Source organism: Nitrospira sp. MA-1, from assembly GCA_032139905.1.
Classification (GTDB): Bacteria; Nitrospirota; Nitrospiria; order Nitrospirales; family UBA8639; genus Nitrospira_E.
Genome location: JAQJDB010000004.1, coordinates 299217 through 324331, shown reverse-complemented (window position 1 = coordinate 324331; position 25115 = coordinate 299217). Strand labels below are relative to the sequence as shown.

Here is a 25115-nt window from a genome sequence, read left to right as displayed (position 1 = left end):
AGAGGGTTGCAAATTCGCCGTTTCATGAAGTCCGTTAGGGCAACATCGTCGAAGCCTATGGCCAGCGGCAATACAAGCCTGATTTCATTCGATGCCTGACCAATGCCCTCCCCTCTTAGGACGAAACCATGGACCACCTTGAAACACTCCATGAAACAGGCTCGCGGAAGATCCTCTTCGCTATGAATGGGACTGTTGAATATTTTAAAAATTTTGCCGTTTCATTCGCTTTTGAGTCATGGAGACTCACCAGAGAAAAATAGTGCAGTGTTCAAAAAGGCCGGTCCAGCAAGGCCGCAGCCGCTTGGACGAGCGGAGCGTACGGAGGAGTACGTGAGCACGGCCTAGGGGCGAGAACGCCGCTGGCGGCATTTTTCAACACTCCCATGAATGGCTCCATGAACAACCGGACCAAGGAGGCGGCAAGCACAACGTACTCATGAAGAGCGTCGCCGCTCACCATCCCTCCGTCCGGGAAGAACAACCTGAATAGAGCCAGACGGAACAATAATATATGAGCCTTTTATCCCGCATTTCGCATCGTGAATCTCGGATCCCCTATCTGGCGTTCCAGGCTTCACTCTTCGCAATTTTCTGTTTGGCGCCGTTGATGGTTTTTGCACACGAGGTCAGACCTGCCTATTTGGAATTGCGGGAAAACCAATCCGGGGAGATTGCCGTCCTCTGGAAAACCCCCATGCGGGGGGACAGGCGTCTGGCGCTCAAGCCGGAGTTTTCCGGACAAACAGAGAATCTCACTCCGATCACCACGCGCGAATCAGGCGGCGCGGCCGTGCAGACATGGCAGGTACGGGCCAACCAGCCATTGCAAGGCCAAACGGTTCGGATTGCCGGGTTGGAAGGAACCATGACCGATGCATTGGTACGGGTGAAATATGCCGACGGCAGGATGTGGGTGAAACGGCTGACGGCGACGGAACCTTCGACGCAGATACCCATTAACCTCAGCGGATGGAATGTCGCCCGCGAATACCTGACATTCGGCGTTGAGCACATTCTTATCGGGATGGATCATCTGCTCTTTGTGATGGCACTATTGCTGATTTCTCCCGGGACGTGGCAACTGGTGAAAACGGTTTCGGCCTTCACCCTGGCACACAGTATCACGCTGGGCCTCGCCACACTCGGGTTCATCCATGTACCGCCGGCACCGGTCGAGGTGGTCATCGCGCTTTCCATCGTTTTCGTGGCAGCGGAGATCATTCATACACGTCGAGGACGGGAAGGCATCACGGCGCGTGCCCCCTGGGTTGTCGCCTTGACCTTCGGACTCCTGCATGGATTGGGGTTTGCGGGGGCCTTGAGCGAAGTGGGCCTCCCCCAGGGACACATTCCGGTGGCTTTGTTATTCTTCAACCTTGGGGTGGAGGCCGGTCAATTGCTGTTTATCGCTGCCGTCATGGGTGTCATGGCAGCTTTTCGACAGGTTCACATTCGAATGCCACAATGGACCCAATATATCCCGCCATACACCATCGGCAGTGTGGCGATGTTCTGGGTCTTTCAACGCCTTTCAGCATTTTAAAAAGGAGGCCGCCCGATGAAAACACGAGTTGTTGGTCAAACGATCCTCAGCGGCATGATGGCTTGTACCCTGAGTGTTCTTCTGGCCGATGCCGCTACCGGCGCCGCGCCTGGACTCAGTGCCCCTGAGAAGGAAACGGTGGAAAAGGCGTTTCCATCTAAGCCCCCCTACTCGCCCTATGCCGGCCGCAGTTTTCCTACGAGACCCTTCTTCGGCGATACCCATCTGCACACGTCGTTCTCGATGGATGCCGGGGCGTTTGGCGCACGACTGACACCGCGTGATGCGTATCAGTTCGCCAGAGGCGAGGAAGTCACAGCGTCGAACGGCCAACCGGTGAAGCTCTCACGGCCGCTGGACTTTCTTGTGGTTGCGGATCATTCCGACAACATGGGGTTTTTCCCCGATCTCTTCGCAGGAAAGCCCGAGATGCTGGCCGACCCGACCGGACGAAAGTGGTACGACATGCTTCAATCCGGCAAGGGGGCGGAGGCAGCCATCGAGATTATCATGTCATTTTCGCACGGAACCTTTCCGAAGTCGTTGATGTATTTTCCCGGTACACGGCCCTATCGAAACGCATGGCAGGAAACGATCAAGGCCGCCGAGGAATTCAACGAACCACGCCGCTTTACCGCCTTTATCGGGTTTGAGTGGACATCCAACACCGGTGGCAATAACCTGCACCGCAACATCATTTTCCGCGACAATGGTGATAAGGCCAGCCAGGTTGAGCCATTTACCGTCTATCCACCAATGGGTAGTGATAATCCCGAGGATCTCTGGAAATGGATGGCCGCCTATGAGCAAAAAACCGGCGGCAGCGTGCTGGCGATTGCCCACAATGGCAATTTGAGCAACGGCCTCATGTTTCCGACGATCGAGACGTTTGGCAAAACGATTGATCGCGGGTATGTCGAGACCCGGGCGAAGTGGGAACGCCTCTACGAGGCGACTCAGACCAAAGGCGACGGGGAGGCTCACCCCTTCCTCTCACCCAATGATGAGTTTGCCGATTTCGAGACATGGGATAAAGGCAATCTTGACGGCAGCGTGGCCAAAACAAAAGAGATGCTCGAATTCGAATATGCCCGCTCAGGCCTGAAAAACGGCCTCATGCTTGAAGAGAAATTCGGCACGAATCCATTCAAGTTCGGCCTGATCGGCAGCAGCGATGCCCACACCGGTCTCTCCGCGCTGGAAGAAGAGAACTTCTTTGGCAAAACCACCCCCCAGGAACCCAGTCCGGAGCGGATGACCAAAGCCTTTTTTGATAATCCCAAAACCGGGGTGAAGGTGATGGACTGGGAGGTCGCTGCGGCGGGATACGCCGGGGTCTGGGCAACAGAGAATACCCGCGAGGCGCTCTGGGACGCGATGGAACGAAAGGAGACGTATGCCACGACCGGACCGCGCATGCTTGTTCGCTTCTTCGGCGGCTTCGATTTCAAACCTGCTGACGCACACAACCGGATACCCGCCAATATCGGCTACACAAAAGGTGTTCCGATGGGCGGTGATTTGCGCGACGCCCCCCAAGGTCGATCGCCCACGTTTCTTGTCGCCGCGCTCAAAGATCCAATCGGCGCGAACCTTGACCGCATCCAAATAATCAAAGGATGGTTGAGCAAGGACGGGGCTCTTCAGGAAAAGGTCTACGATGTTGTTTGGGGGGACGCCGATAAACGCCAGCCCGGGTCTGAAGGCAAGCTACCACCTGTGGGTAGCACCGTGGATCTCGAAAACGCCATCTGGACCAACACCATCGGTGATCCGGAATTAATCACGGTCTGGACGGATCCGGATTTTGACCCATCGGTTCGTGCCTTTTACTATGCACGTGTCCTTGAGATTCCGACGCCTCGTTGGACCGCCTACGATGCGAAACGTTTTGGCGTGAAACCCCTACCGGATACCAGAATGGTGCTCCAGGAAAGGGCGTACACTTCACCCATCTGGTACAATCCGGGGACATAAACCCCAAAACAGAAATCGCCTTAACAATCAAAAACGGTCATAATCGACCAGCAGGAAATGAATAGTCGATCCATCGATTTAATCATGTGCGGCGGGGTCCCGATCCTTGCCCCGCCCGATGTCCGGTGTGAGACCAAAGGCGATGCACATGCCCTCTAACCAAAGGGGGTCTGTTGAAAAAAGCCGCCAGCGGCGTTCTCGCCATTTTTCCGTGCTCACGTACTCAGCGTACGCTCCGCGCGTAAAAACGGCTGCGGCCTTGCTGGACCGACTTTTTTGAACCGACCCGGAGCCTTTGATGAGTAATCTAATCCTGGGCAAATTTGCCCCTGAAAATCTTTATTATTCAACACTCCCAAAGGAGATCCGCCATGAAGGCCTTAATGCGTTCCGCAGTATGGATGTTGTCCCTCGTGGTTACAGTTGGATGCGCCTCGACCGAGACATCCAACCGCCAGATACTCGTGGACGAAATGGTTCCTCGTCCCCATCACATCTGGGTGTACGACTTCGCTGCCAGCTCCAACGAGGTTCCGGCCGACTCCGTGCTCGCCGGACAGCATGCCGATCATCCGACTCCCCAAACCCCCGAACAGATCGAGGCCGGTCGGCGGGTGGGCATTCACATTGCGGAGCAACTGGTCGAGGAAATTCGCTACATGGGACTGCCGGCCAGACGGGCTTCGAGTGAAACAACCCCGCAGATCAACGATCTGGTGATCCGGGGCTACCTCCTCGCAATCGACGAAGGCAGTGCGGTCAAGCGCGTCGCGGTGGGATTTGGCTCCGGTGGATCGGAGTTGACGGTGGCGGCCGAAGGTTTCCAAGTGACGGCCCAGGGGCTGCGAAAACTTGGATCCGGCACCGTACATTCTGGAGGAAGTAAAACCCCCGGAGCCGCGGTAGGGACCGCCGCCCTCATTGCCACGGCCAACCCCGTGGGCCTTATTGTCGGCGGCGGGATGAAGGCATACGGGGAATACAGCGGTAGCGCCAAGATTGAGGGCCGGGAAAAGGCGATTGCCAAGGAAATCGCCGATAAGATCAAGCCAAGATTCCAACAACAGGGGTGGATCAAGTAAACAAACCGGATCAGACCAAATGTGGGTCCGCCAGGCCAAGCCCCTCAACCGAAGGAGCCGTATCATCCCAACAGCCGTCAACATAGTTGAGCTTGATGAAAGCCGCCACGCGGGGAGCCATGAGTATCCGCATTGATCATCGGCCTAGTTGTCACCAGTGCGCATCGCTGGCAGTTCATCCGTGACCGCGGCAGGCTTACGGAATGCAATTACCCTCTGCAATCAAGGGAATTCTTAGCCGGAATCCCATCCAGATCCTTGCTCAAAAACCGGCAGAGAACGTCATGCCCACCCGTCAGAATACCTCCTAGAAACGGTCCCCGGGGGAATGAAGGGAGCTCTACCTGGAGAGTCAGTGTTGGAGACCTGTGCCCGTTGACTGTACCCTCTGGTCTCGAAGGAAAGTTCAACTCAAGCGTCCCTCTGGAAAGATATAGGAATTGACGCAAAATCTTTCTCCGTTTGCCCATGGAGCCAGAAACGTGCTTCCTTAGCAAGCAGATTTCCTGTGAAACTTCATGAATGAGGGGGGACAGGCTCTCACACAATCCATGGATATATTGGGAATGAAACATTGTCTACCAGGAATTTAGTGCCGGCAGATGGCCAGAAATATTGACGAAGAATTTTGTATGATGTCATCTCAAAAAAAGACCCATTTACACACCGAAAAACTTTTTCACCGAGTATGAGAAACTAAAAAATATGATCCAGGTTTTTGGGCTCATATAGCTGACACAAAGCCTTAGCTGGGGAGCAAGGAGAGATTCCCGCAGGTGGGAAGCCTTTCGCCCTGACCATGCAGCACGTTGCCGCCAAGCCCGAAGACCTTTCACTTGCAATCATGGTGGGGCGACTGCATATCCCGGGGAAAGATCGTGGATTTGGCGTAGCAGGTGACGGGCAATTTACAATACTGATGATGATGTATATCATCGCCTTTTTCCTCATCCGATTCTCCGAAGCGGTGACAGGCAGCGCTGGAAGATCCTAGATTCCGTCATGATGAAGGTGAGATCGAGCAAAAGTGAACAGCGTATCCGATATTCAGAGATAATCAAATGACAACATCCCGCACATAGAAGAGTTCCCCCCATTGAAGTCTCTTCGTCTCGCCCCTGTCTTGCTGCTCTTCACCACCACGACGTTCTTTGCCGAGCCGCCAACTGCTCCGAGTAAGCCGCGGGCGCGCCCATCCCGTCAAGGGAATTCAGGGTGGACTTCGACGGGATGGTTGAGCGCCGTGCGGTTCGCCTGCTGATTCCCGATCATGACCATGGTATTTCCAAAGAGGCTTCAAATCCTTAGAGTTCTTTTCAGCGGGTTCATCCTTGCGGGCTGTGGAGAGTTAGCCATACCGGATACGGAAAGCCTCTTACTCCCCAGCTTTCGACGGTCTGAAACCATCGGCTTTGTGGCGGGCTTAGGAACCATTTTTGCTGCCCTTCCCGACTTAATCTGAATGCTCAAGCGGAGGTCAAGCAAGGGCATGAATCCAAAGATGGCTGCCATTATGGGGGCGTTCCAAATCCTCTGGGTTTACTATGGGTTGTTAATTGTTTGAGACCCGTGAGCCTTTGGAATATCATCGCGGTGGCGACGAATTTCATCAGTGTGGGCACCTATTTCTATCACGCCCGCCGCGGTCGCTGATATATACGAGCCGCTGTATCTTCGTCAGGATGTTCAGGAGACAAAAGGGAAATGGCATTCACATGGCTTTTCGGCTTTATGCCCAGGTCGATACCGGCGAGCAGGACCATCCCGGCTCGTCACGATCCAGGCCAATGGAGCCGTGATCACACACCAAATCAAATTAAGAGGCTTCCTATGAATTGTACCGTATTCGTTAGAATAGAGAATGGGTTCCGCTCATGAATACCCCTTTCCACACACAGGACATCACGCGCACGGTACTGGCGGTGTTGTTCATCGGCGGGCTCATCGCCGGTTCGCTCTGGATTCTTCGGCCGTTTCTTCCTGCGGTGATCTGGGCGACGATGATCGTTGTCGCGTCCTGGCCGGTCCTCTTGCGAATTCAAGAGTGGTTATGGGGGCGGCGGTGGCTCGCCGTCACAGTGATGACTTGCATTCTCCTCCTTATCTTTGTCGTACCGTTTTCGCTGGCAATCGTCACCATCGTGACCAACTCCAACATCATCGCTGGCTGGGTCGAGGCGGTTGGCACGCTTCAGCTGCCACCACCACCGGATTGGCTTCAGACCATCCCACTCGTCGGCAAGCAAGCGGCGCAGACGTGGGGCGAATGGGCTGCCTCAGGGCAGGAGGACCTTGCCAATAGGCTCGCGCCATACGCAGCGGGGCTTGTTCGTTGGTCCGTGGACCAGCTCGGCAGTTTCGGCATGATCGCCATGCAGTTCCTGCTCACGGTGGTCATGGCCGCTATTTTGTTCGCGACCGGAGAGACGGTGACCGAAAGCGTGCGTCGCTTCGGACGGAGGCTGGCCGGAGTCCACGGGGAGAATGCCGTGATCCTTGCCGGTCAGGCGATTCGAGGCGTTGCGCTCGGAGTGGTCGGGACGGCATTCGTCCAGGCCACGCTGGGAGGCATAGGCCTTGCCGTCACCGGCGTGCCCTTCGCAACAATTTTGACGGCCATGATGTTCCTGCTCTGCATAGCACAGATCGGACCGCTACTTGTGTTGCTGTTCGGAGTTGGATGGCTTTATTGGGCGGGATTCGCGGGCTGGGCGACGGCCCTGCTGGTCTGGTCGATTATGGTCGGTACTTTGGACAACGTGATCCGGCCGATCCTCATAAAAAGAGGCGCCGACCTGCCGCTACTCTTAATCCTGACAGGGGTGATTGGAGGACTTATCGCATTCGGTCTGGTAGGGATCTTTATCGGTCCGATGCTGTTGGCGGTCTCATACCGCCTGCTTCAAGCCTGGGTCTGTGAAGAGCTGGCTGAGCCCGCGCCTAATGCGGTCACGCCGTGACCCTACTTGCCGAGACTTACCAAGGATGCGTTTCCGACAACATGTAGCCCACATGAACCGTATTCAAGGAGTCAATCAACCAGACGCCGGAACGTATCTTCTATTATTTCAAATACCGAAACGGCTGGGAAAAAGGCCGTGCATAAAGTTGAGAAAGAACAGAAGCATCCTGGTGAACCATTAATCGTTTGGAAAATCGGTGTGCTATTCTCCGTCCTCTGAAAACTCCAGGCCTACCGGAAGCAACTCCACCCCACCACTTCACCATAGGAAATTCACCATGAAATCTTGTATTCGTATTTTCTCCTGTCCGTTCGTACTGATCATCGCTGCCGGGTGCGCCTCAACTAATTCCACCACCCAGCCGCAGGCCGTGGGCGAAAAGCTTCCTCGATCTGGTCACCTCTAGGTGTACCACTTCGCCGCCACGCCCGCTGAGATTCCGGCCGACTCGGCATTCGCCCGGCAGCATGTCCATCACCCCACGCCCCAAACCCCCGAGAAGATCCGCGGCATGGGAAGCCCGGTCTTGCGGGATTCAAGTGGCACAAAACCCGGAACCAACGATATTGTGATCCGGGGCTATCTCCTTTCGCTCGACGAGGGTGATGCCACCAAATGCGTCGCATTCGGATTTGGCTCCAGGGGATCTGAGTTGACGGTAACGGCCGAAGGCTTCCAAATGACGGTCCAGGGGCCGCGAAAACTTGGATCCGGCACCGTACATTCCGGAGGAAGTAAAACCCCGGGAGCCACGGTAGGGACCGCCGCCCTCATTGCCACGGCCAATCCCGTGGGCTTTGCCGCCGGACGTTTGAGGCGATGAAATCCCGCTACGAGGTGGTCCTGCCTAGCGCGTCTGCGATCAATGACATGATGGCGGACACCACGGAGACGAAGGGAACGCCATGAGCAAAACGGAGGTTCATGGGTAGATGTTCCCGCTTGTTGCCGGAGCCTCCCTCAGGGGTTAAGAATCGCTCATCACCTGATGCCCCGACAAAAAAGCTGTCCCCATCAGCATGGTGGACTGACCGATCCCTCCGATGGATTTGTGCCGCCAAAAAATGTTGCGCATCATTTCATCCCGAAAAATATCCTCCTCATAAGAGTTCTATTATGCAGGTGTTTCCTCGTGATGCTGTCTCGGTGTGAGTCCTCATGTCGACCATCGGATGCGCTTTAACCAACGTAGTCGGGCGTCATCGCCATATAGGCACGGAAAAAATCGTGAAGCCCGAACGGATCTATGTGTATCCTTTTGCGCCAACCCATGCAGCTATTCCATTCTGGTCCACGGCAAAAGAAAAGTATGCCGAACCCAGCCACTGCCAACCCGAACGGCCTAATTGTGATGGGAACGGCAGAAGTGGAGGTGAAATGATAGGAAGGACCAAAATCGAAGGGGCGGCCAAACGTACAGTTAGGGCCATCGGTAAAGAACTACGTATCAGAATCAGGGAGGAGGATTTGATCAAATAGGTCCTTATCACGGTCGAACCACATTATGGAGACAAAAATCCTCACAAACGCCGTTCGTGCGATAGGCGCGAAACAGGTAGAAAAGATCGACAAGTCCTGGTAGATTCGTGTGAGTCCCAATTCACCGCAACAAGAGTTCAATTCTTTTTCTCAAATTGTGTGAAGTCATCATGAAAGCCGTACGCCGTTTGAAGGATCAAGGGAAACCTTCCCTATATAATGCGCTCAAGCCAATTGGCGCAGTGGCCTTCGTCGTCCTCTTGGTCATCGGAGCCTGGTGGTATAGCACGGCACAATCAGACCGATCGCCTATTGTGAACCAGCAAAGCAGCATGACCTGCGATATGGGTATTTCTGCTGCGAAGTCCGGACGAGCCTCATCGGTCTCCAGTGCGCCTTCCACCTCATCTGTGAACCCGGGGATCTCAGCCGCCAATGCTTCAGATGATGCCATAGCCTCATCACGTCCAACTGAACCTGCGCCGGATGGCATGGTCTGGATTCCCGGTGGTGAGTTTTCCATGGGGGCAGCCGATTTATCCGATGATGAGATAAACGATGTCGGCATGCACGCGACGCGGGATTCCCGCCCGATTCATCGTGTCTACGTCGATGGATTCTGGATGGATTCAACCGAGGTCACCAATGCGCAGTTCAAGCAGTTCGTTGACGCCACCGGCTATGTCACGGTCGCAGAGCGCACACCACGCGCGGAGGATTTTCCAGGTGCCCCTCCGGAGAACCTGGTGGCCGGATCCGTCGTGTTTTCTCCACCGGACCATTCTGTGCCCCTCGATAACCATTTTCAATGGTGGAGTTACATTAAAGGCGCAAACTGGCGTCATCCGCTTGGTCCAGGGAGTGATTTCAATGGTCGCGAAGAATATCCTGTTGTGCACATCGCATATGAGGACGCGCTGGCCTATGCGAAGTGGGCCGGCAAGCGACTCCCGACTGAAGCGGAATGGGAATTCGCCGCGCGCGGAGGATTAAGCGGCAAGGTCTATCCCTGGGGCGATGAGTTTCGAAAAGACGGCCAATGGATGGCCAATAGCTTTCAGGGTCATTTTCCACAACAGGACACAGGGAAGGATCAGTATACGGGCATCGGGCCGGTGGCAAAATTTCCCCCGAACGGGTACGGACTGTATGACGTAGCCGGAAACGTATGGGAATGGACGAGCGACTGGTATCGGCCCGATTATTACGCACGACTCATAATAGCCGGCGGAGTCGCACACAATCCCCAAGGGCCCGACTCCCCGTTCGATCCCACCGAACCCGGCGAAAAAAAGCGCGTGCACCGTGGAGGGTCGTTTTTGTGCACCGACCAATACTGTTCCCGCTACATGGTCGGCACACGTGGAAAAGGTGAAATCAACACGGGAACCAATCATCTTGGATTTCGCACGGTCCGCTCATTGAAATCCAAAGAAGAGCAATCGCTCGATAGAAAAGCTACACACGCAAAGGAGAAGTAAATGAACATGGTCCGAGTGGAGTGGAAGGGGTCTATATCACTTATGGTGCTCGCGCTGGCAATAGGATTAGGTGCGGACGATGTGTTCGCGCAGGACGTCCTACCAAAGCCGGAACCGGCCTTTCATGGTACCATTGGCAAGACCTATAAGGATTCGAAGCCGGACTTTCCGAAACCTCTTCAGGCGCCGGCAGGCGCACCAAATGTGCTGATCGTGCTTTTGGATGACGTCGGCTTTGGCCACGCCGGCACCTTCGGCGGTGCGGTGGCCACCCCCACGCTCAACCGGCTCGCGAAGGACGGGCTGCGCTACAATCGTTTCCATACGACTGCCCTCTGTTCGCCCTCACGGGCCGCACTGCTCACCGGGCGCAATCATCATAGCGTGGGCACGGGCGTGATCATCGAGTTGGGCACGGGGTTTCCAGGCTATACCGGTATTGTGCCCAACACCACGGCCGGATTCCCGGAAATTCTCCGGCAGAACGGGTACACGACGGCCGCCTTCGGCAAATGGCACAATACGCCCGATAACGAAATCACGCCATCAGGACCCTTCGACCGCTGGCCTACCGGAAAGACCTGGGGTTTTGAATATTTCTATGGATTCATGAACGGAGAGACCCACCAGTATTATCCGGTACTCTACCGCAATACCACACCGGTCCCCCAACCGAAGACACCGGAACAAGGCTACCACGTCACCGAAGACCTGGTAGACGACGCCATCGGGTGGATGAACCAGGTGAACGCCACGAATCCCGAAAAACCATGGTTTATGTACTTCTCCACCGGAGCCATCCATGCTCCACATCATACGCCCAAGGCCTACCGTGACAAATACAAAGGCCGGTTTGACGGGGGTTGGGATCAGTACCGCGAGGAGACGTTTGTTCGTCAGAAAGAACTGGGCGTCATTCCGACAAACACCAAATTGACGCCCAGACCGAAGGAACTGCCGGCCTGGGATGACCAGCCGGAAAATGCCAGGCGCGTGTATCGTCGCCTGATGGAAAACTACTCCGGTTTCCTCGAACATACTGACGTGGAAGTCGGCCGCCTGCTCGCTGCCGTCGAAAAAGCCGGCGAGTTGGACAACACCCTGATTTTCTATATCGTCGGTGACAACGGCGCCTCCGGCGAAGGAGGGCTTGAAGGCACGGTCAATGAAGTGGCAAGCCTGAACGGCGTCCAATTGGGTCTGGCCGGTCTCGAAGCGAAGTTCGACGAAATCGGCGGGCCGGAAACCGAGCCCCATGTGCCCGCAGCCTGGGCCTGGGCCGCCGACACGCCTTTCCAATGGACCAAGCAGGTCGCCTCGCACTTCGGCGGGACGCGCAACGGCCTGGTTGTGCACTGGCCGAATGGCATTGCCGCAAAGGGCGAGTTGCGCTCCCAGTTCCATCACATTATTGATGTGGCTCCGACTGTGCTCGATGCCGCGCACATCACGCAACCACATGTCGTGAACGGCGTGAAGCAGGAGCCGATTCAAGGTGTCAGCATGCGCTACTCATTCGACGATAGCGAGGCCAAGTCCCGCCGCACCACGCAATATTTTGAGATGTTCGGAAACCGCGGCATCTACAAAGACGGCTGGATAGCCACGACGCGGCACGGTCGCCTCCCATGGCAGACAGGAGGCGTAGGCCTCGGTTCCTTCGACAGCGACCCCTGGGAATTGTACAACGTGGATGAAGATTTTTCCCAGGCTGACAATCTGGCGGCCAAGTATCCAGACAGGGTGAAGGAGTTGCAGGCCGCTTTCCTCGTCGAGGCAAAGAAATACAATGTCCTGCCGCTCGATGACCGCTTGGCCGAACGTTTCGATGCGTCGCTTCGGCCCAATCCGTTAGCCGGTCTGAAGAAATTCAGCTACGGCCCGGGTGTCACCGGCATCAGCGAGTCCGCCGTACTCAACACCCACGCAGTTCCGTTTAGCATCACCGTCGAGGTGGAAGTCGACGAAGGTGGCGGCGCCGGCGTGCTCGCTGCTATCGGCGGCGTCACATCAGGCTGGTCGCTTTATGTGCAGGACGGTAAGCCGACATTTTACTACAACTTTTTCGAGGTGGACCATGCGCGCGTTCAGTCGTCCGAGTCGCTGCCGAAGGGCAAGTCCAGCGTGCGTGTTGAGTTCACGCCTGTGGGGCCTGGTCCAGGCAAACCAGCCGATATCACGCTAAGCGTCAACGGCAAGGAAACCGGGAGCGGGCGCATCGGAAAAACAGTGCCGTTCCGCTACAGCGTGGAGCCGTTCGACATTGGACGCGATACCGTGTCTGCCGTGTCGAAGGACTACCAAGTGCCGTTTGCCTTCAATGGCCGCATAGAGCATGTAACGATTGAAACCAAATAGCCCCTCGTGAACGTCGGCTGAGTCCGTCGTGTAAAGACTAATGCAGCGATGTATCTTTAAATTAGGAGAGGAAGAACATATGCAACGAGACCCAATGCTTTTTATCAATACCGCCATACGGACGGGGATGCTTTTGGCCATGGCGGCTGTAAGTGCTCCTGCCTGGGCCGCAGATAAGCTGGACCGCACAGTACTCCCGATTCACGAGCCGGAATACCCTCCCGTCACTGAGTTGGATGTCCGCAATGCCACCCCACCTCCGCGCTTTCAAGTGAAAGCGCCCGAAGACGCTCCAAACGTGCTTATCGTGCTCATCGACGATCTGGGATTCGGCCAGTCCAGCGCTTTCGGGGGGCCCATTTCAATGCCGACTGCGGACCGTTTAGCCAATAATGGGCTCCGGTATAATCATTTCCATACCACGGCCCTCTGCTCCCCGACCCGTGCCGCGCTTCTGACGGGCCGGAATCACCACACGACCAACACGGGCTCGATCATGGAAACCGCGACGGCCTTTCCGGGCAATACCGGCCGACGTCCCGAGAGCGTGGCTCCATTGGCCATGATGCTTCGAAACAACGGTTACTCCACCGCGCAATTCGGAAAGAATCACGAGACCGCCGCCTGGGAAGTCAGTCCATCCGGGCCAACCGACCGCTGGCCGACCCGGAATGGGTTCGATAAGTTCTACGGGTTCATGGGGGGAGAGACAAACCAGTGGTCACCGGCTGTCTATGATGGGATGACCAAGGTCGAAGTGCCGAAGGATCCGAACTACCATTTCATGACCGACATGACCGACCAGGCCATCAGGTGGATGCGATTTCAAAAATCGCTGACCCCTGACAAACCGTTTTTTATGTACTTTGCACCTGGAGCCACGCACGCCCCGCATCATGTGCCTCAGGAATGGATCGCCAAAAACAAAGGCAGGTTCGATCAGGGGTGGGATAAGGTGCGAGAGGAGACCCTGGCTCGTCAGATCAAACTGGGCGTCGTGCCTGAGGGCACGCAGCTCGCGCCTAAACCGGAAGCCATTAAGGATTGGGACAAGCTGACAGCGGATGAAATGAAGCTCTTTATTCGCCAAATGGAGGTCTTTGCCGGGTTTGCCGAGTATACGGATACCGAGATCGGCCGACTGGTTGACGCCATTACGGACATGGGACAGCTCGACAACACCCTCGTCTTCTATATCCTCGGCGACAACGGGGCAAGTGCGGAAGGCGGAATGAACGGCATGTTCAATGAGATGACCTACTTTAACGGGCTACAGGAGAAGGTAGAAGATATCCTGAAACATTATGATGATCTTGGAAGTCCGACCACCTACAACCATTACGCCGCCGGATGGGCGGTTGCGGGAGATACCCCGTTCACCTGGACCAAGCAGGTTGCCTCGAGCTACGGAGGCACGCGGAACGGAATGATCGTCCATTGGCCGAAGTCGGTGAAGGCAAAGGGCGAATTGCGCACGCAGTGGCATCATGTGATCGATATCGCCCCGACCGTCCTGGATGCCGCCCGGCTGCCGGAACCGAAAGCGGTGAACGGCATTCCTCAGACTCCCATCGAAGGCGTGAGCCTGCTTTACAGCTTTCATGACGCCAAGGCGCGAGACCGCCACCAGACTCAATACTTCGAAATGTTCGGCAATCGTGCAATCTATCATGACGGATGGTTGGCGGGGACGTTGCATCGGGCGCCATGGGAATCGAAACCCCGCCGGCCTCTTCAAGAGGATAAGTGGGAACTCTACGACACACGGACCGACTTCAGTTTGATCAATGACCTGGCTGACAAGCATACCGCCAAACTCAAAGAGTTGCAGGACCTGTTCTTAGAGGAAGCGGTGAAGTATCACGTCCTTCCGATTGATGATCGAACGATCGAGCGCGTCAATGCCGCCCTTGCCGGCAGACCGGATCTCATGGCCGGACGGACGTCACTCTCCGTGTACGAGGGGATGACGGGCATGTCGGAAAATGTCTTCATCAACACCAAAAACCGATCGCATTCCATCACGGCCGACGTGGAGATTCCCGAGGGAAGCGTCAATGGAGTGGTTCTTGCTCAGGCAGGCCGGTTCGGCGGCTGGAGCCTGTATTTGAGGGAGGGCAAACCGATCTATACCTACAACTTCCTTGGCTTAATGCGCTTTACCATTGCCGCGGATGATTCGCTGCCTGCTGGGAAGGCTTCCATCCGTTTCGAGTTCGCGTATGACGGCGGCGGTTTGGGCAAGGGAGGAACGGGAACGATCTTTGTCAATGAGAAGAAAGTTGCCCAAGGCCGGGTTGAACATACACAAGCCATGATCTTTTCGGCTGATGAAGGAGCCGATGTGGGTGAAGATGGGGAAACGCCTGTTGTTGAGGACTATGGGATTCCGGCGCCCTATCGGTTTTCTGGATCAATTCACAAAGTGACTATCGATTTAAAGGAAATGAAACAGGCCGACAAAGCCGCGGAGGAGAGAGGCCAGGCAACCGCCAGACATAAGTTAGCAATCGCCGACTGAGCCAACTCCGATGAACATGTTCATTGGGGTTCCATCGCTGACGAAGGATTTTTTTTCGATGCAAGATCATCCAGAGTAAAAAGGAACGTGCAATTGTAACATCGGCAACAGAAGGAAAATTGAAAACATGAAAGTCTTTCTCACCAGCCTTACATTGGCCGTCGGACTGGCATTCGGCGGACTGACAGCACAGGCAGAAGAAAAAAAGCCCAACATCCTGGTCATCTGGGGGGATGACATTGGCGGGTTCAACATCAGCGCCTATAACATGGGCATGATGGGCTACAAGACCCCGAACATCGACCAAATCGCAAAGGAAGGCGCACTGTTTACGGATTGGTATGGCCAACAAAGCTGCACAGCCGGACGGGCGGCCTTCATTACCGGGCAGTCGCCCATGCGCACCGGCCTCACGAAGGTCGGCCTGCCTGGCGCTCCCGAGGGGATGAAAAAGGAAGACCCGACGATCGCCACGTTGCTCAAGGCCCAGGGCTATATGACCGGCCAGTTCGGCAAGAACCATCTCGGCGACCGCGATGACATGCTGCCGACGAACCACGGCTTCGACGAGTTTTTCGGTAACCTGTATCATCTGAATGCGGAGGAAGAGCCGGAGCATCCCGACTATCCGAAAAATCCGGAATTCAAGAAGCGGTTCGGTCCACGCGGGGTCATTCACAGCTATGCCGATGGGCGCATCACGGATACCGGCCCCCTGACCAAGAAGCGCATGGAGACGATCGACGAAGAGGTGAACGTTAAGGCACTGGACTTCATGGAGCGCGCCAAGAAAGCGGACAAGCCGTTCTTCCTTTGGTGGAACTCCACCCGCATGCACATCTTCACGCACTTGAAGAAGGAGTCTGCTGGAAAGACCGGCCTGGGAACTTATGCCGACGGCATGGTCGAGCATGACGGCCACGTGGGCGAGGTGCTTGCCAAGCTCAGGGAACTGGGCCTCGAAGAGAACACCATTGTTATGTATTCCACCGATAATGGTTCGGAATCCTTCTCCTGGCCGGACGGTGGAACGACGATGTTCCGCGGGGAGAAGAACACGCAATGGGAGGGTGGCTACCGCGTGCCGACCGCAATCAAGTGGCCGGGTGTCATCAAACCCGGCACGGTCATCAATGCCATCGCTGCGCATGAAGATATGCTCCCGACATTGCTCGCCGCTGCAGGCGACACCACGGTCAAGGAAGATCTACTGAAGGGCAGAAAAGTCGACGGTATGACCTACAAGGTGCACCTCGACGGCTACAACCTCCTGTCCGCACTTAAGGGCGAGGGCCAGTGGCCCCGCAAGGAATTCATCTACTGGACCGACGACGGCAACGTCGCTGCGCTGCGTTATGGGAACTGGAAAGCGACCTTCCTGCGGCAGGACGCTGACGGACTACGTGTCTGGCAGGAGCCCTTCGTAAAGCTGCGCGCCCCGATGCTCACCAATCTGCGCATGGATCCTTTCGAGCATGCCCATGAAATCGGCATGGACTACGATCGCTGGTTTGCCGAGCACATGTTCATGTTCGCACCGGCAGCGGGTTACGTCGGGAAGTGGCTCCAGAGTTTCCGCGAATTTCCACCACGCCAGAAGCCCGGCAGCTTCAATCTTGACCACGTGATGGAAGCCGTGACGGGGGGCTCTCATCAGTGATGCCGAGCCGACTGAGATGTTGTAGTCCAGGGTTCAGTCCGCATCCGCCTCTCCGGTGGATGCGGGCGAACCCATTGTACACTCATTGGAAACACTTCCGGTGCAACTCAGATCTCTGTTTATCATGACAGCTATCCTTGAGGCAGGGACTGGTTTGGCGCTGGTCCTCGCCGCATCGACACCGGCTGCGATTCTGGTTGGTGCTCCGCTCGATACTTATGGCGGTCTCATCGTGGCTCGCATTGCAGGAGCCGCGATCTTTTCCCTTGGTGTCGCCTGCTGGTTTGCGCGCGATGACGGACAGAGCGACGCGGCAATAGGGTTGGTGTCGGCGATGTTGGTCTACAACATCGCCGTCGTTGCAGTCCTTGTGTATGCGGGCATGGGCTTGGGGCTTTCTAAAAGTGGTCTTTGGCCTGCAGGTCTGCTTCACACTGTGCTGGCCATATGGTGCATCGTGTGCCTTCAATCACGCCCATGAACCTGATCAATAGAACACGTCCAAACACCATTTCAATCACGGAAAGGAACCCCGGATGAAAACCAACCATACCCATACTTTCGTTGCCGCCGCGTTCTTTTGCATCGCGATGATTTCCCCAACCCTGCTCTATGCCGCAGAGGATCTCCCATCCTGGAACGACGGCATGAACAAACAGGCGGTCGTGGATTTCGTCAAACGTGTCACCACGCCAGGTCCCGACTTTGTCCCTGAAGCTGCTCGCATTGCGGTATTTGACAACGATGGCACTCTTTGGGCGGAACAGCCCATGTACTTCCAATTACTCTTTGCACTTGACCGCGTCAAAGCACTCGCGCCACAACATCCCGAATGGAAAACCACGGAGCCGTTCGCCTCTCTGCTCAAAGGGGATGTAAAGGGCGCTCTGGCTGGCGGTGAACACGCAATCCTCAAAATCGTCATGGCCACCCACGCGGGGATGACGACGAATGAGTTCGAGGCAACCGTGAAAGACTGGATTTCGACCGCGAAGCACCCGCAGACTGGACGTTTGATCAGTGAAATGGTGTATCAGCCCATGTTGGAGTTGCTGGCGTATCTTCGGACGAATGGTTTCAAGACGTTCATTGTTTCGGGCGGCGGAATTGAATTCATGCGGCCGTGGACGGAGCAGGTGTATGGAATCCCACCCGAACAGGTCGTCGGCAGCAGCGGCAAGCTGAAGTATGCGGTACGTGACGGGCATCCGATGCTCGTCAAACTTCCTGAAATCGATTTCATTGACGACAAGGACGGTAAACCTGTCGGCATTCAAACACACATCGGACGGAAACCCATTCTTGCCTTCGGCAACTCGGACGGCGATCTTCAAATGCTCCAGTGGACGGCGAGCGGGAGCGGAGCGCGCTTCATGGCTCTCATCCACCACACCGACCCTGAACGTGAATGGGCCTATGACCGCAAGTCATCCATCGGCCATCTTGATAAGGCACTTGACGAAGCAAAAAGCAAAAGGTGGACGGTGGTGGACATGAAACAGGATTGGAAGACCGTCTATCCGCTTCACATGCATAACCCCGATGGGTCGACGTCCGAATCCTCGGGTAGATGAATTTCCTATTGTCGATACACCGGAGGGAGGATCCAATCGTTTACGGTGATCAGGCAGTCGGGTCAGGCAGCTCCTCTCGTTCACGGGAAAACTGTCGTTCATTGAGGTCTCAAGCCACTCACATGAAAAGACCTGAAAAGTTTCGGGAAAATCGGGTGACCATCTCTTTCTTTTTCCTGATGAGGGGACCTTGTGTCTATTTGCTAGGAGGGTTGGTGTTGATAGGTGGTCCGTCCGGAATATCCAGAGCTGAAGACATCCCGGCTTCCGCGAAAAACCCTGCACATCAGGCCCATTGGGATTACCTGGGCATCGATGGTCCAGAGCATTGGGGGATATAGGATACCTGTATGCGAAATAGGTCGTGAACAATCCCCTATCCAGGTCTAAACTTCTCAGGGGCCCGAAGTTCCGTCATCCTTGTTGTTCCATTATCAGTCATCGCCTGTCCATGTGGTCAACAACCGCCATACCGTCCAGGTGAACTATATGCCAGGCAGTATGTTTCTGTTCAATGGTCAAAAGTATGAGCTACGGCAGTTTCATTTCCATGAGCCAAGCGAACAGCACATTGATGGGAAAAGCGATCACAAACCCAAACACTCTAAGCCTGGACACTTCACCTGAGAAAGGAATTGACCATTTCGGTAAAGGGGGATTGAACGCGGTCCAGGCCTTTTTGGTCTTATGTTTCCTGTCGACCCCCTGACCAGCCTTTATCGCGGCATGCCTTCAGGCTTGAACTTCTCACGCTATTCCCTCTTAATGTGTTTCTCTTGATCCTCCTCTTTGCCTGCACCGATGGTTTTGGGGAATATCCGTACAATCGGGGGACGATCGGAGTGGCACTCGTCGTCTTCTTTGAGGTAATATTTTCCAAGTTGCGTTAGAATTTTTCATCGGTTCCGTCAGCCGGGCAGCCCCTTCAACGTCATACAATACGTCACTCACACTCTTGGATGCTCAAGATCAAAAAGGTCTGAGAGTCTACTCATTTTCATGGACACCACACGCATATGAGGAATTGGAGCAGAGGGATTTTTTTAGGCCATCTCACCTCACTGGAACGGCTCAATGCCCTCACTGACGGTGTGTACGCAATTGTGATCACGCTTCTGGTGCTGGATCTGAAGGTGCCGGAAACTCCTGGACTGACCACAGGACAGCTTCTTTCCGATCTGCAGGAGCAGATCCCAAACTTTGCTGCCTGGATACTCAGTTTTTATATGGCGGCGTTTCTGTGGATGCGGAATTTTTGGATTCTCAAGCACATTGGGAAATGCGATGAAAAGACATTCTGGTTAAACTTTGTTCATCTGATGTTTGTATCCCTCATCCCGTACGCGGCCTCGTTGCTCGGACATTACGAAGAAGATGCCGTTGCGGTCATCATTTTCTCCTCAACTCTTGGTCTGGCCAGTTTTTCCTTACTTATCCTCCACCAGTATGTGGCCGCCAAACGCGATTGGCATCTGGAGGGTGCTCCCAAGCTCTGGACGAACCCGAACTTGTGGGCCATGTACCCCGCACCACTTTTCGCGATAGGTTCTATCCTCATCTCTTTCAACAGCGTCAATGGAGCGATTGCCTTCTGGTTCCTCGCCCCGCTCTGGACACGTCTTTTCTCACAGAAGTAATCGGACTTAGAACAAGAACACGCATCCGGTCAGAGAAAAAGATGATGAATTCCAATCAACAGGGACAGCTATCACTGAGCCGATTCTGGGTCATATTAACCATATGGTGGGGGGTCGGCCTTTTTGCCTGTGCCTCCCAGGACCTGGTATTGACAGGGTCGTGGGTGAGTGCAGAAATGACACATCCGTCGCCCTTCTTTACTGAGACTCTGGGCGACGACCGGCACAAACCTATCACCCTTATCTTTGACCAGGCCGGTGGGTTTGTGTGGCTTGCCCCTCAAGAGGTTTGCCACTTCGGAACCTATCGTGTCCAAGACCACACCCTCCTTTTGACTGAGCCGGAAGGTGAAACAGTCATCCTCCGGTATGCCTTCATTGGTCATCAACTCCAACTGAAAAGCTCAGATGGTTTTATGTTCGATTTTCGAAAGGTCCCGCACCAAGCCGATGCGGATGCCAAGCCCTGCAAACGATAGAAAGGAGATACCAGTGGGAGCCGAAGAGGAAGAGTTGAAAATCAAAATTCGTCAACTGGTCAATGAACGGTTTGACGGTGACTTTCGTAAAGGCTTCGACCACTACGATGAAATCGATGGAGAGGATTTCAAGATCGGCTCATCCGCCTTGGAGCAACTCTTAGCCGATGCCAAGGTCGGAAACTTCCTGACCCGAAAACTATGGATGGAAGGCGTCCTGAAGGTACTCGACAAGGACAAGGACGGTGCCATTTCCTGGGATGAGTTTGAATCGATTCTTGATGACAGCCCGCAAACCAAGGCCAGTGAGGCCACGGAACCGGGAGATGAGCGATCCCCTGACAAATAGGGTTGACCATTGGGAATGAAAAGGCCTCCCAACCACTCTTTCAAGAATGTCACGCCAATGGAAAGGGGCCTTTAATGAAACCAGCCCCGTACATAAAAAAATATTCCCAATCCCCCACCCAGCAAAACCATGAAACCGAGAATGATAAAGTAGCCGTAGTGCATCTGAAGTTCGGGCATATTTGTGAAGTTCATGCCGTAAATACCGGCAATAAGGGTGAGTGGCATAAAAATGGCCGAAATGACTGTCAGGACTTGAAGACGATTGTTGGTGCTATTCTGCAGCGACAAATTGTAGTATTGAGATAAACCCTGTAGCCTTCCCTCCAGACGTTCCAACCAACGCTGCATTTGCATTAATTCGTTCATGGCCTCTTTAAAATACAATCGCACGTCATGCAATTCCAATAGAGGGGATTTCAACGTGAGTAAGCCTCCCAAGAAAATGAGACGATCTTCAGTCGTTGATTGGAGACGGCTAACCTGATTGGTCAGATTCTGAATATCATTGAGTACTTCGGTGTTAAGACACTGATCAAAGTTATTTGACAATTCCCCGATCAATTGTCGAGTTTGCTGATACAATTCGATATCACGATTAATGACCAATAACAGGATATGGAGAAGAAGGTCCGTGATGGCAGTGGTTCCGATCCCTCCGAACCGGTCGATCCTCGCGAAAATTTGTTCCAGGGACAAGGGCATTCCATTGTGGAGAATAATGAGGGTTTCTCGCACACAGATCATCGAAATATAGAGATCCTTAAAGTCATGAATGGCCGGGCGTGGGTATCGAAGAAACAAGGCGTTCAAGAATGTTTCAACACAGACACCGTCGGCTTGGGATTCGATCTTGTCCAGCAGAGCGCCTTCCAGATTCAGGGGGGAAAGGAGTTCACGCAGATCTTTGGTAACATCTGGGTAATCCACATCCAATAAACGGACGATTCCATCCTCAAGCCATGATGCCGTAGGTCTTTCCTCGGTGAGTTGAAGCAAACCCTTTTCTTGGAGTCGGAAGCAATGGATTTTCATGAGGAGCACCTTCCGATGCTGATGAATCTTATCAAAGACCTTGGAAGTCCAAGATCACGGTGAAGTTGATCCTGTTTAAAGCAGAACGCATAAAAATGGGGGATGTGTGTGTGACTAAACTGCCCATGACCTTAAGCAGGTTTCTCAGGGGAATTTCAAAAAGGTCCGGCAAGATTCTTCTTGAGGAAAACCAGAAAAGGCACCCGCCCCTTTTACCCGGCATAGAGGTGTCATCTGACTGAATCGGATCTAGCCCAAAAAGGCTAAAAGGACAAAGGGCGCGAGAATCAATCCCAATGCCCACTTCAGACAAAGGTTTTCCTCTTCGAGTTCAACAAGGCGTTCAGATAAATGACCGGTCGCCGGATGCATCTCAATTCTTACTTGAGGTGCTGCTGCAGGAACCGCTTGGGAGCTCTTGAAATTCCCTTTTAGACCCTCATCCTTTGAAACCAGATGAAGGAATCTCACCTCTTTTTTGTCATGTTGCACGCGATCGGGCACAGAATGCTGACCGGCGGTTTTGCCTGCAATTCCTTGTTTTCGCGATTCCTGAAGCGCGAATTGGTCCGGACCTTCCTGTTGACCAGGTATCGCAGCTCCCAATGGATTCGGAATGATCTCATCCAGTGGATTTGTTCCAATTGTACGTCGTTTCGTCATACGCGACCTCTCCTAAAAAAAAAAGGGTACCTTGAATACTTCCCAATCAGTCACACCCGTTCCTGCCTGATTACCTCTTTTGCCAAAGCCCGATAGTCTTTTGCGCCATTCCCCTGTGGATCATACAATGTCACGGGTTTCCCGAATGATGGACATTCCGCCAACCGAATACTTTCTCTGACGACCACTTTAAACACTTGCTTTTTAAAACGCTCACGGAGTTGGGCCACCACTTCTAATGCATGCCGCGTGCGAGCATCGACCCGACAGGCTAGAATCCCGGAAATTGCTAAAGCCGAGTTTAACCTGACACGAATCGTCTCCACCGTTTGAAGCAGATGAGCCAATCCACGCAAGGCCATCACATGTGTCTCTACGGGAATGAGAATTTCTTTGGCGGCTACCAACGCATTGATGGTCACAATGCCAAGCGTGGGAGAACAATCAAGAAGAATATAATCCCAGTGATCAGACAGGTCAGCGAGATGACGATTGAGAATCATCTCTGCTCCGACTTCCCCGGCCAACGCCTTATCGACCCCCACCAGCCAGGATGAAGAAGGGATCATGTCAACCCGAGGCACACAGGTCGATTGAATGAGATCCTTGAGATTTTTGGATTCCGTAAAGGCCTCATAGAGCCCCTTTCCCTCTTCGGCAATCCCATACCAGTTGGAGGCTGAGGCCTGGGGATCGAGGTCCACCAGCAGAACTCGACGCTTGAGTTCGCCAAGCGTCGCGGCAAGATTCACGGCGGTTGTCGTCTTCCCGCTCCCGCCCTTTTGGTTGGTGATGGCAATGACGCGACCCATAGCTTGAGAAAGGAAATGCCCCTGTTATTGGATCAGGAAACGGTCAGTGGAACATAAAAAAGACATGGACGAGTTTCAGCAAAGCCGGCTAAAAAGTCAAGGAGAACTGAGATTGGTCACTCCATCCTACTCAGCTAATGGTTTGTCCGGCCGCACTTTCGAGGAGAAGGATATCACGTTGATACTGGTAGAGAGCATCAAGGTATGCCTCTTGAATATCGTTTCTCATCTGATGGGCATCAAGAAAGGACAGAATTTCGCTATTCCCGGCTTCGTAAGATTTCTTCACGGTATCGAACAGGGACTGAGCGGCATTCAACGCCCTGGCCCGGTAGGCTTCCACTAACCGACGACTTTGGACCAGATGACGATGTGCCAAGTCAACTTGAGCATGCGCCTCATTGAGCGTCTGCTGCAAATCGGCCTCGGCGATTTGAACGACGGTGGCAGCTTCCTGTATGCCGCCCTGATTCCGGTCGAACACGGGAAGGGGCATACCCACGTTGAAGGTCCATTGCTGTTGGTTGTCAGGTCCCCTGGATCCCTGGACCATGAACCCGAGGTCCACCGTCACATCCGGGTATTGAATGGCGAAAGCAAGCTTCAATTCGGCGCGACGCTTCGCGTACAAAAGACGCTTGGCCCGAACGTCCGGTCGTGTCTCTTCAACCCGTGTTTTCAATGCATTCATATCAGGGGCGATCGACTGGAACGTGAGGTCCGTTGTGAGGTCCAATTTAGTTTCGGGGGAGAGGGATAAGAGCAAGAGGAGGTCGGCGGTGTCGGAATCAATTCGCTGAACATCACGGATTAACTCATATTGTGCATCCACCATTTGAAGTTTGAGCCGGGTAAGGTCTTTGTAGTTGCCCATCCCTTGTAACTCATCCGTCATTTTTTCCACCACACGAGAGAGGAGATCACGAGTCTCTTGATCGAAAGCCAAATGACGACGTGCGACCTGAACACGGTAATACGCATCCTTCAGGGCGAAACTGAGCTGTCGAAGCGAGTCCTCAAATCCGGCTTCGGCTGATTGCATGCCGAACTCCGCACTTTCAATACGGAAACCGCGTTTGCCCGCCACGACAAACTGTTGGCTCAGGACGGAGCTAATCGCTCCACAATCAGAGAGTTCGCAATTTTGGGTGTAGGAACTCAGGGTATTGATAGAAAATTCCGGGTTCGGAAAGAGGCCGGCGGTAATTCGTTTGGCCTTGGCGGTATCAATGCCATATTTGGTTTGAAGAAGATCCAGATTTTGACGGAGAAACAAGACAATCGCATCATCCAGACTCAGACGCTGGACTGCGGGCTTCTGTTCTGCAGGCCTGTCTTCCTGTTTTCCCGCCATGACGCTGCCAACGCTTCCCAACCCCAGCCAGCCAAGAAAGCCCATGATGATGCATGCCTTCAGGAAGAACCGAATCACCGGCACTGGTTTTGCGGGGTCGCGAACGCGTGAAAAAGGACAAAAGGAAGATTGGGAACACATCATAG

22 protein-coding genes are annotated in these 25115 nt (G+C 54.2%); 17 read left to right on the top strand and 5 right to left on the bottom strand.

Annotated features, from left to right (window positions below; genetic code table 11):
- Positions 1 to 610: 610 nt before the first annotated feature.
- The gene (locus PJI16_04425; protein ID MDT3776805.1) at positions 611 to 1546 is read left to right on the top strand and encodes a HupE/UreJ family protein; all 936 of its coding nucleotides are present in this window, start codon (positions 611 to 613) and stop codon (positions 1544 to 1546) included.
- Between the two features lie 15 nt (positions 1547 to 1561).
- Complete coding sequence (locus PJI16_04420) at positions 1562 to 3523, top strand: DUF3604 domain-containing protein (protein MDT3776804.1); 1962 nt, start codon at positions 1562 to 1564, stop codon at positions 3521 to 3523.
- A 78-nt stretch (positions 3524 to 3601) separates the two neighbouring features.
- On the opposite strand, the gene PJI16_04415 is transcribed toward PJI16_04420, so the two are convergent.
- On the bottom strand, positions 3602 to 3844 hold the full coding sequence (locus PJI16_04415) for a hypothetical protein (protein MDT3776803.1): 243 nt from the start codon (positions 3842 to 3844) through the stop codon (positions 3602 to 3604).
- 50 nt (positions 3845 to 3894) lie between these two features.
- Between PJI16_04415 and PJI16_04410 the strand changes: the two genes are divergently transcribed.
- From PJI16_04410 to PJI16_04340, 15 genes are all read left to right on the top strand, one after another.
- A complete protein-coding gene (locus PJI16_04410) occupies positions 3895 to 4605 on the top strand; it encodes a DUF4410 domain-containing protein (GenBank protein ID MDT3776802.1) in 711 nt (236 codons plus the stop codon).
- Between the two features lie 799 nt (positions 4606 to 5404).
- On the top strand, positions 5405 to 5599 hold the full coding sequence (locus PJI16_04405; protein MDT3776801.1) for a hypothetical protein: 195 nt from the start codon (positions 5405 to 5407) through the stop codon (positions 5597 to 5599).
- 276 nt (positions 5600 to 5875) lie between these two features.
- Positions 5876 to 6067: a hypothetical protein gene (locus PJI16_04400; protein MDT3776800.1), complete on the top strand. Its 192-nt coding sequence runs from the start codon at positions 5876 to 5878 to the stop codon at positions 6065 to 6067.
- Between the two features lie 412 nt (positions 6068 to 6479).
- Positions 6480 to 7565 (top strand): AI-2E family transporter YdiK, encoded by a 1086-nt coding sequence (ydiK, locus tag PJI16_04395; GenBank protein ID MDT3776799.1) that lies wholly within the window; start codon positions 6480 to 6482, stop codon positions 7563 to 7565.
- 409 nt (positions 7566 to 7974) lie between these two features.
- Entirely contained in the window at positions 7975 to 8391 is a 417-nt protein-coding gene (locus PJI16_04390; GenBank protein ID MDT3776798.1) for a DUF4410 domain-containing protein, read from the top strand.
- Between the two features lie 335 nt (positions 8392 to 8726).
- Positions 8727 to 9047 (top strand): hypothetical protein, encoded by a 321-nt coding sequence (locus PJI16_04385; protein ID MDT3776797.1) that lies wholly within the window; start codon positions 8727 to 8729, stop codon positions 9045 to 9047.
- A 170-nt stretch (positions 9048 to 9217) separates the two neighbouring features.
- Positions 9218 to 10528: a formylglycine-generating enzyme family protein gene (locus PJI16_04380; protein ID MDT3776796.1), complete on the top strand. Its 1311-nt coding sequence runs from the start codon at positions 9218 to 9220 to the stop codon at positions 10526 to 10528.
- Positions 10529 to 12886, top strand: a complete 2358-nt coding sequence (locus PJI16_04375) for an arylsulfatase (protein MDT3776795.1) — start codon at positions 10529 to 10531, stop codon at positions 12884 to 12886.
- A gap of 127 nt (positions 12887 to 13013) precedes the next feature.
- A complete protein-coding gene (locus PJI16_04370) occupies positions 13014 to 15407 on the top strand; it encodes an arylsulfatase (GenBank protein ID MDT3776794.1) in 2394 nt (797 codons plus the stop codon).
- 127 nt (positions 15408 to 15534) lie between these two features.
- Positions 15535 to 17067 (top strand): arylsulfatase, encoded by a 1533-nt coding sequence (locus PJI16_04365; GenBank protein ID MDT3776793.1) that lies wholly within the window; start codon positions 15535 to 15537, stop codon positions 17065 to 17067.
- A gap of 100 nt (positions 17068 to 17167) precedes the next feature.
- Positions 17168 to 17548: a hypothetical protein gene (locus PJI16_04360; GenBank protein MDT3776792.1), complete on the top strand. Its 381-nt coding sequence runs from the start codon at positions 17168 to 17170 to the stop codon at positions 17546 to 17548.
- A gap of 55 nt (positions 17549 to 17603) precedes the next feature.
- Positions 17604 to 18641: an HAD family hydrolase gene (locus PJI16_04355; GenBank protein MDT3776791.1), complete on the top strand. Its 1038-nt coding sequence runs from the start codon at positions 17604 to 17606 to the stop codon at positions 18639 to 18641.
- A 1016-nt stretch (positions 18642 to 19657) separates the two neighbouring features.
- A complete protein-coding gene (locus PJI16_04350) occupies positions 19658 to 20278 on the top strand; it encodes a TMEM175 family protein (GenBank protein MDT3776790.1) in 621 nt (206 codons plus the stop codon).
- 41 nt (positions 20279 to 20319) lie between these two features.
- On the top strand, positions 20320 to 20757 hold the full coding sequence (locus tag PJI16_04345; protein ID MDT3776789.1) for a hypothetical protein: 438 nt from the start codon (positions 20320 to 20322) through the stop codon (positions 20755 to 20757).
- Between the two features lie 13 nt (positions 20758 to 20770).
- Positions 20771 to 21106: a hypothetical protein gene (locus tag PJI16_04340; GenBank protein MDT3776788.1), complete on the top strand. Its 336-nt coding sequence runs from the start codon at positions 20771 to 20773 to the stop codon at positions 21104 to 21106.
- A gap of 71 nt (positions 21107 to 21177) precedes the next feature.
- Here the strand turns inward: PJI16_04340 and PJI16_04335 are convergent, their stop codons facing one another.
- The 4 genes from PJI16_04335 to PJI16_04320 form a co-directional block, all read right to left on the bottom strand.
- Entirely contained in the window at positions 21178 to 22140 is a 963-nt protein-coding gene (locus PJI16_04335; GenBank protein MDT3776787.1) for a CorA family divalent cation transporter, read from the bottom strand.
- A 249-nt stretch (positions 22141 to 22389) separates the two neighbouring features.
- Complete coding sequence (locus PJI16_04330; protein ID MDT3776786.1) at positions 22390 to 22803, bottom strand: hypothetical protein; 414 nt, start codon at positions 22801 to 22803, stop codon at positions 22390 to 22392.
- Between the two features lie 50 nt (positions 22804 to 22853).
- Positions 22854 to 23615, bottom strand: a complete 762-nt coding sequence (locus tag PJI16_04325) for a ParA family protein (protein MDT3776785.1) — start codon at positions 23613 to 23615, stop codon at positions 22854 to 22856.
- A gap of 130 nt (positions 23616 to 23745) precedes the next feature.
- Positions 23746 to 25113 carry a TolC family protein gene (locus tag PJI16_04320; protein ID MDT3776784.1) on the bottom strand — a complete coding sequence of 456 codons (1368 nt, stop codon included), beginning with the start codon at positions 25111 to 25113 and terminating at the stop codon, positions 23746 to 23748.
- Positions 25114 to 25115: the final 2 nt, after the last annotated feature.

Bases quoted from the DNA above. Each gene is read 5' to 3' on its own strand.
- PJI16_04325 (MDT3776785.1), bottom strand. From the start codon at position 23,615: ATGGGTCGCGTCATTGCCATCACCAACCAAAAGGGCGGGAGCGGGAAG.
- PJI16_04345 (MDT3776789.1), top strand. From the start codon at position 20,320: ATGATGAATTCCAATCAACAGGGACAGCTATCACTGAGCCGATTCTGG.
- PJI16_04320 (MDT3776784.1), bottom strand. From the start codon at position 25,113: ATGATGTGTTCCCAATCTTCCTTTTGTCCTTTTTCACGCGTTCGCGAC.
- PJI16_04330 (MDT3776786.1), bottom strand. From the start codon at position 22,803: ATGACGAAACGACGTACAATTGGAACAAATCCACTGGATGAGATCATT.
- PJI16_04370 (MDT3776794.1), top strand. From the start codon at position 13,014: ATGCTTTTGGCCATGGCGGCTGTAAGTGCTCCTGCCTGGGCCGCAGAT.
- PJI16_04350 (MDT3776790.1), top strand. From the start codon at position 19,658: ATGAGGAATTGGAGCAGAGGGATTTTTTTAGGCCATCTCACCTCACTG.
- PJI16_04420 (MDT3776804.1), top strand. From the start codon at position 1,562: ATGAAAACACGAGTTGTTGGTCAAACGATCCTCAGCGGCATGATGGCT.
- PJI16_04335 (MDT3776787.1), bottom strand. From the start codon at position 22,140: ATGAAAATCCATTGCTTCCGACTCCAAGAAAAGGGTTTGCTTCAACTC.
- PJI16_04375 (MDT3776795.1), top strand. From the start codon at position 10,529: ATGAACATGGTCCGAGTGGAGTGGAAGGGGTCTATATCACTTATGGTG.
- PJI16_04380 (MDT3776796.1), top strand. From the start codon at position 9,218: ATGAAAGCCGTACGCCGTTTGAAGGATCAAGGGAAACCTTCCCTATAT.
- PJI16_04355 (MDT3776791.1), top strand. From the start codon at position 17,604: ATGAAAACCAACCATACCCATACTTTCGTTGCCGCCGCGTTCTTTTGC.
- PJI16_04400 (MDT3776800.1), top strand. From the start codon at position 5,876: ATGACCATGGTATTTCCAAAGAGGCTTCAAATCCTTAGAGTTCTTTTC.
- PJI16_04385 (MDT3776797.1), top strand. From the start codon at position 8,727: ATGTCGACCATCGGATGCGCTTTAACCAACGTAGTCGGGCGTCATCGC.
- PJI16_04410 (MDT3776802.1), top strand. From the start codon at position 3,895: ATGAAGGCCTTAATGCGTTCCGCAGTATGGATGTTGTCCCTCGTGGTT.
- ydiK (MDT3776799.1), top strand. From the start codon at position 6,480: ATGAATACCCCTTTCCACACACAGGACATCACGCGCACGGTACTGGCG.
- PJI16_04405 (MDT3776801.1), top strand. From the start codon at position 5,405: ATGCAGCACGTTGCCGCCAAGCCCGAAGACCTTTCACTTGCAATCATG.
- PJI16_04365 (MDT3776793.1), top strand. From the start codon at position 15,535: ATGAAAGTCTTTCTCACCAGCCTTACATTGGCCGTCGGACTGGCATTC.
- PJI16_04425 (MDT3776805.1), top strand. From the start codon at position 611: ATGGTTTTTGCACACGAGGTCAGACCTGCCTATTTGGAATTGCGGGAA.